This is a genomic window from uncultured Microscilla sp. (assembly GCF_947493425.1).
Lineage (GTDB): Bacteria > Bacteroidota > Bacteroidia > Cytophagales > Microscillaceae > Microscilla.
On record NZ_CANLRP010000017.1, the window covers coordinates 70,914 to 77,843 of the forward strand.

7 protein-coding genes and 1 tRNA gene are annotated in these 6,930 nt (G+C 41.4%); 2 read left to right on the forward strand and 6 right to left on the reverse strand.

The annotated features are described in order from the left end of the window. Positions 1-5 precede the first annotated feature (5 nt). The 5 genes from Q0954_RS07180 to Q0954_RS07200 all read right to left on the reverse strand — a co-directional run bounded on the left by Q0954_RS07180 (position 6) and on the right by Q0954_RS07200 (position 5,566). Entirely contained in the window at positions 6-416 is a 411-nt protein-coding gene (locus tag Q0954_RS07180) for a hypothetical protein (protein ID WP_299455438.1), read from the reverse strand. A gap of 30 nt (positions 417-446) precedes the next feature. Continuing rightward, the gene (locus Q0954_RS07185; protein WP_299455440.1) at positions 447-1,481 is read right to left on the reverse strand and encodes a hypothetical protein; all 1,035 of its coding nucleotides are present in this window, start codon (positions 1,479-1,481) and stop codon (positions 447-449) included. A 13-nt stretch (positions 1,482-1,494) separates the two neighbouring features. Continuing rightward, positions 1,495-2,631 (reverse strand): hypothetical protein, encoded by a 1,137-nt coding sequence (locus Q0954_RS07190; protein WP_299455442.1) that lies wholly within the window; start codon positions 2,629-2,631, stop codon positions 1,495-1,497. A gap of 205 nt (positions 2,632-2,836) precedes the next feature. Beyond that, complete coding sequence (locus tag Q0954_RS07195; RefSeq protein ID WP_299455444.1) at positions 2,837-4,822, reverse strand: TRAP transporter large permease subunit; 1,986 nt, start codon at positions 4,820-4,822, stop codon at positions 2,837-2,839. A 132-nt stretch (positions 4,823-4,954) separates the two neighbouring features. Further along, positions 4,955-5,566 (reverse strand): hypothetical protein, encoded by a 612-nt coding sequence (locus Q0954_RS07200; RefSeq protein WP_299455446.1) that lies wholly within the window; start codon positions 5,564-5,566, stop codon positions 4,955-4,957. 350 nt (positions 5,567-5,916) lie between these two features. Between Q0954_RS07200 and Q0954_RS07205 the strand changes: the two genes are divergently transcribed. Both Q0954_RS07205 and Q0954_RS07210 read left to right on the forward strand, forming a co-directional pair. Next, positions 5,917-6,001, forward strand: a tRNA-Leu gene (locus Q0954_RS07205). A 363-nt stretch (positions 6,002-6,364) separates the two neighbouring features. Continuing rightward, positions 6,365-6,493: a hypothetical protein gene (locus Q0954_RS07210; protein WP_299455448.1), complete on the forward strand. Its 129-nt coding sequence runs from the start codon at positions 6,365-6,367 to the stop codon at positions 6,491-6,493. Between the two features lie 7 nt (positions 6,494-6,500). Here Q0954_RS07210 and Q0954_RS07215 read toward each other — a convergent pair. Continuing rightward, positions 6,501-6,930 (reverse strand): transposase (locus Q0954_RS07215; RefSeq protein WP_299455450.1); only part of this gene is annotated, 430 nt, incomplete at its 5' end.

The window sequence follows — 6,930 nt, forward strand, 5'->3', positions numbered from 1 at the left end:
TTTTTCTAGTTTTTTATCAGCCATTCCCTGGCTTCTTCTTCTGAGGTGAAATACCTTGTGTCCAGTGCTTTTCCTTCTTCCCCTTCCATTGCCTGTTCAATAGACATTTGCGAAAATATTTCTTCGGCAATGATAAAAGCAGCTTTTTTTATGCCTGCTTCTTTGGTTCTTTTGGTAATGTATTCATCTGTCCACTGTTGCAAATCAATGTCAATGGTATACTGAAAGTGAAGGGTATTGATCAATTGCCTGGATATTTTGTGGGTTTCAATCAACTCAGCCATTTTCACTAACTCTCTCTTGTAATCATCCTGCGTCATTATTTCGCTGTCTTTTAGCCAAATATTGTGCATTATACTTGCATCTTTGTCATAAAAGATGTGTTGATACTTGCTTTGGTAAAGATTTTCTTCCATTATGAGTATAAGGCTATGTAAAATAAAAGATTAATTGAGCCTGGTTGTAGGGTGGGTGAAATCAAAGTTGAGCATTTTGGGAATGCTAAACTGTAGGTTTTGCCATAAAAAAGGTTGTACTTTAGTACTTTTGGGAGGAAGCTTCAAAAATCTTTCCAGTTTGTAATGCCCCTGGCATAAGTGCTCATAGTAACGTAGTTGGGCAAGACTAACCACCACAAATGAATGAAATATGAATAGGAAATAAATGGCACTTTTCCGTTTATACCCAATATTTTGGAATAACCCAAAAGCTTTTGTTGTTTGTTCCAGCAATGCCTTTTTCATTGCTATAGTGGTGTCAAACTGGTTGGCAAAGTTTTTTATGCCCTGAGTACTGTCTTTGTGCAAATCATTGATGTCGTTGATAAACTGCACCAAAGCTCCCAATTCATACATCATTGTATGCTCTGAAGCGTCTATAGGCAACGGCAACACTGCCCGGCATAGTAAGGTAGTATACCCACATTTGTCTTTGAGAATTTGTATTAAATCTTCTGAGGGTAAGTCAGGCTCAAACTGGCGACGACTGGCTACTTGTGCCTCCAGCGATGCCCAGTAATATTCCTTGGTTTGGACTCGGTTGTCTGCCGAAAGACACGATTCAAACGCTTGAAAATACGCTAAGTACAGTTTTTCGAGTGGAGTTTGAGGTGTATGTTGATCAGGTGCATAGAGAAAGTTTTGGGTGTGCGCAAGGCTGCCTTCTGGCAAGTCGTCGATCAAAATATCAGAAATGCCCAGCAAAGCCCCCGAAAAAGCTGAAGCTTGTTGGGTGGCATGGTCTAATTTGGTTTGGTGCAGTTGGGCAAATTGCTCACTCATCCACAGGGTTTCTACCATATACCATTGCATTTTTTTATGCATACGTGGGGTAATACTCCCATCATTATACACCTCAGCTGCCTGTATAAAAGGCTGCATCATTTTTTGTGCTTTTTTGTGTAAAGCACCACTTTCACGGTTTGCCGAGCGCATATCAAGCGTAAGCTTGACTAAATGGTATAGGTTTTTGAAAAGGTTCATGGGCTAAAAAAAATTAAAAACTGCCTCCATAATGCGTAGTACCCTGCCAACCAATGCCACACTGGGGCAACCATCCGCGTACTTGTCTGAGTGTTTGTACATCAAGAGGATTATCTGATAGGTGAATGGCGTCCAGGTTACCAAGTTTGCCTAGTTCTTTGGGCAACTCGCCGATTTGGTTTTGGCTTAAATTTAACCAGTTAAGTTGCTTGAGTTGGACAATAGATGCAGGAATTGCTGTAATTTCACACCCTACCAATACAAGACTTCGTAGGGAAGACAATTGGCAAATATGCTCAAACATTTCTGTATCTACTTTGGCAAAACGAAGCGCCAGCGTACGCAATTGAGTAAGTTGATTTAAGTTGTTGGGCAATGATTTAATCGGGTTGTTTTCTAAAATCAAAGTGATTAAATGAGTCAATTCACCTACTGCTGTGGGTAATGTATTGAATTGGTTTTGGCTTAAGTCAAGATAATGCAATGCTTGCCAGTGTTGAACACTTTTGGGCAGGCTACGAAGTTGATTATTAGATAAGTTGACTTTTTCTAATTGAGCCAATTGCCCTATTTCTTCAGGTAAACAATGAAGTTGATTGCCGTTTAAAAGTAGTTCTTTGCATAAATTGAGTTCGCCTATTTCGGCAGGTAAGCTAGTCAGTTGGCAGCAGTCAAGCGATAAAAGAGTAAGTTGCTTCAGCTGTTTGATACTAACGGGCAGTGCCTTGAGTGGATTGTGAGACAACCGTAACTTTCTGAGTGGAAGCCTTACCACTTCTTCGGGAAAAACTTCCAGGTTGTTTGCGTAAAGATTTAGTTGCTCAAGTTTATATAAAAGCGTTATTTCTTGAGGTAAGTCTACCAAGGCGTTTCTTAAAAGGTTCAAGTGTTTGAGCTTGGTGAGTTGCCCAATGGCACGAGGTACTTTTAGTAAATTTTTATTTTTTATTGCGAGCCCACTTAACTTTTTCAAATGCCTTAATTCCAGCTCGTACTCAAGACAAAATAAAGGGTGTTTTCTGAGCAAAGTAGCTACTTTTTTTGTATAAAAACTTTTCAGGCTTTTGCAGAGTTGAAAAGCAATTTCTATGTTTGTCTCATCTCCTGTGAGCAACAAACTTTGAATTTTTTTAGAATCTTCTTTACTCATAGTAATGTTGCCGAAATAATGTCAGCAAATTTAAGTAAATATTTTTTCGCTAAACAAGGCACGGCAATATCCAGTGGATATTGAGCGAGCTTGAGGGATGGTCGGCTAATAGCAGCGCTATTCGGCTATTTTTCAACGATGTATAGCGACTAAAATATACAGTTAAAATGGGCAAGTTATTTTGACTGCATTACATATTATACCTCTATTCTCCTCTCAACATCTGCGGCAACCAAGTCACTATTTCGGGGAATAGCACCACTGCTGCAATAAGTAATAATTGAATAATGACAAAAGGCATAATGCCCCGATACAAATGCCCGGTTTTTACTTCGGGTGGGGCTACCCCTTTCAGGTAAAACAAGGCAAAACCAAAGGGAGGCGTCAAAAATGAGGTTTGCAGGTTCATTGCCATCAAAATACCCACCCACACCAAATCAAGCCCCATTGCCCTAAAGGTAGGCACTACTACAGGCACGATGATGAAGATGATTTCGATGAAATCGATAAAAAACCCCGCTACAAACATAATGAGCATTACCAAGGCAAGGAAAGTATATTTGTCGAGGTTACTAGAGTTGATCAGGTGTATAATGTAATCGTCGCCTTTGAGCCCGCGAAATACCAGCGAAAAAGCCGATGCCCCAATCAGAATAATGAACACCATGGTAGAAATATGACTGGTAGAACGCATAACCTGGCGCAATACAGGCAACGAGAGTTTGCCCTGGAATAAGGTGAGCAAAGTGGCTCCCATAGCCCCTACTGCGGCCGCTTCGGTAGGCGAGGCGATGCCCGCAAAGATAGACCCCAACACCGACACAATGAGCAATAAAGGCAATACAAAAGCCGATACTACCCGTATCCACATGCCCTCGGTTCTAAAAGCAGCCACTTCTTCTTTGGGCATGGCTGGAGCTTGCTGGGGGCGCACCAACGAAAAACCCACAATGTAGAGAAAATACAGCATGACCAGGGTAACTCCAGGAACAAAAGCTGCAGTAAACAAGTCGCCCACCGACACATTGAGCACACTGCCCAAGAGCACCAATACCACACTGGGTGGAATGATTTGCCCCAAAGTGCCCGAAGCGGCTATAGTACCTGTGGCGAGTTCTATGCTGTAGTTACGGCGGATCATGGTGGGCAAACTAATGAGCCCCATTGTAATTACAGTAGCGCCTACTACCCCAGTAGATGCCGCCAGCAAAGCCCCTACTACTACTACCGAAATGGCCAGTCCTCCGCGTAAACGACCAAAAAGCAATGCCATTGTTTCGAGCAGCCTTTCGGCAATGCCTGATTTCTCCAGCATAATGCCCATATACACAAACAAAGGCACCGCCAGTAGCACGTAGTTGGTCATGATGCCATAAATCCGCAACGATAACAGGTAAAAAAAGTCGAGGTTAAATACGGCAAGCCCTACCAACACCGACAAACCTCCTAATGTAAATGCCACCGGAAAACCTGCCAAAATGCTGATAAAAATGAGAATAAATAATTTGATAGGTAATGAAATGCCTAAGTCGATGCCTAAAAAACTAAACAAGGCAAGTAAAGTACCTACCCCAATAAAAACTGTACGCATCATAGCAAACACCTGGTTTTTACCTGCGTTTTCGTCTTCATGGTAGTGGCGTTCGTTGGCATCTTCCCAACGCTCGGCAAGGGGATGTAAGTCTTCGCCCATAAGCACCAGCCCAGACTCTAGTAACAACGCAATGGCTTGTAATAGCAAAAACACAAAACCTACAGGAATAGCCCCCTTGATTATGTATCGGGCGGGCAAACCGCCTGGGTCGGGTGAACCTTCGAGGTAGCCATAAGATACCAAGGTGTATTTCCAGGCAGCATAAATGATGACTATACAAAAAGGAATTAGAAAAATAACACTGCCCAACAGGTTGATCCAGGCCTTTTGTCGGGTGTTCATTTTCATATAAAATACGTCTACCCGCACGTGTTTGTCATGGCGCAAAGTATAACCCGCACAAAACAAAAATACCAGGGCAAACAAGTGCCACTCCAGGTCGAGAAAAGCTACCGAGGTGGTTTTAAAAACGTAGCGTTGGGTAACGTCGAAACATACCAATACTACCAAGGCAGTAGTAAGCCATGCGGTGTTTTTTCCCACCCAGTTGTTGAGGCGGCTTACTTGCAGAATATAGCTTTTGAGTAGGGTTTTCAAGGGTGTTAGTGATTAATTTTGACAATGAAGCCGGACAAGTGCCTGTTACTTCATGCTGTAATTTCTTTTCGGCGTCAAATATATAAATAATTGGCAGGTAGGCATAATCATTTATTGACAGAGTCAGGCAAACTACAAGTTTGGTATGGTGGTCATCAAGCCTATCAACTCTTTAAAACACTCGTTGGCAAAGTCAGGGAGCTGTTGCCATTGATCTAAGGGGAGTTTACGGCTCAGTTTTAAAAAAGGCATTTTTTGCAAGTGTTGTTGCAGTTGCTCAGGGTTAAAGTTGGCCAAAGGCAGGCAATTGTCTTCGCCAAAGTGATGTTCCCAGGGGGTAGTGTTTACACCAATGTACCAATTGTGGGCAGGCGTAAGCTTTGGTAGGTGGTGGGCAATGGCAGCGCGATGCAAATGCCAGCTTTTTTCGGCAAGCATGAGTGTACAGCTAAACTCGTTGCCCCACCAGCACATGGTACGAAAAGCAAATACATCGGCACGGCTAAACAGCTTAGGGTAGTCGAGCACCAAATAGGGCAGTTGTTGGTATTGCTCCCCTTTAGATATTTTACCTTGGGTTATATCTACTGCCTCAGGGAAATCAAACCCAAGGTCAGCTACTACTGCCTTTAATTGGGTTTGGGTGTTTTCCAGCAATTGGTGTACCTTGGTTGTGATCTGGTGTTTGGTCAATAAAAAATCAGTATCTTGCAAGTAATTCAGTTCTTTTGAAGAAAATGCCATCAGTTGAGTGTTTGGTTGCAGACAAATATAGGTGATTTGCGTTCAGTGAAAAAAGCCAGGGTGGGCAGATATACTTAAACAAAAATGGTTTTGAGGATGGATTTTGACTAATTGCCTGAATACCAACATTAATCAACCGAAGCTACAGCTTTGCTGTGCTGAGCTCACCGCAGGTAATCCTGTAAATCCTAAAACCGAGTCTACAGCTTGCTGTGACGAGCTCACCGCAGGTAATCACTTTCATCTTAGTATAATAGGGGAGAGGTAGATAAATAAACTTTTATGTCATAAAGGTTTGGGCGTTCCAAAAATATTATATACTTTTGCCGTCCCTTGCAGTAACACTATATGCTTACGTGGTGGAATTGGTAGACACGCTATCTTGAGGGGGTAGTGCCTATTACTGGCGTGGGGGTTCGACTCCCCCCGTGAGCACACTCAAAAGTTGATAACCCTTTGTAAATCTGAGATTTGCAAGGGGTTTTGTTTTTTACGGGGTACAGTTTTGTCTGTAAACTCCTTGATTAAATAATTCATTCGGTTAAACCATTGTTTTCTTAAAAATAGTATTTTTTTTAAGAATTTCTCAAATCTATAAATCACAAACTTTTTAAAAATCACCCTACACAGGATTCATCTTTTTGAGATATTTATCCTGATAATTCCATTCCTCAGTTGAATATAAAATTTTATTAGTGAACAGTCGTGCCTTTACATAATGGAGATCTGTTCGTATCCCTCCCAGTAAGTACATGTTTACATCTGCTATTAGCTAGCTTACCTTTGCATCAAAAAGATATGAATAAAGAAAAGAAAATGTTTGGTTTGATAGAGCTGTGGGAGCAAAGTGGCCAAACTCAACCTGTTTTTTGTGCAGCTCAAGGTGTAAGCCTGGCCAGCTTTGGTTACCCCGATGAATCGCATTAGTCAAAGCTTAAAAATCCGATAAAATCATTTGAACCATGTTTGGCTTTTCTCTTATTTGATAACAACATTGTTTTTCAGCGATTTCTACCAATACTTCACCTTTGTTTGTCATCAACATCAGGGGTAAAAATGAGTTGATGAACTCACAGAGCCTAAGAATGCTGACTTGCCTATCTTTAACTCTCTTCTGTAGATAATTAAAGGCAGGCATTACAACCATTGTTACCATCAAAAGCGATGCATAGATGAAAAACATAGCTTTAAATGCAGTCATGTGATTTTCCAACAGGTTTTTACCCAAACCCAAGTGGCTTTTCCACCCTTTGAAAAGTATTTCGATATACCACCTGCATTTATATGCCTCTATAACTTGTTCAAGTGTCCATATTTCTTTGGGAACATTAGTGATAAAAATATGGTAGCTTAGGAGCTTCATA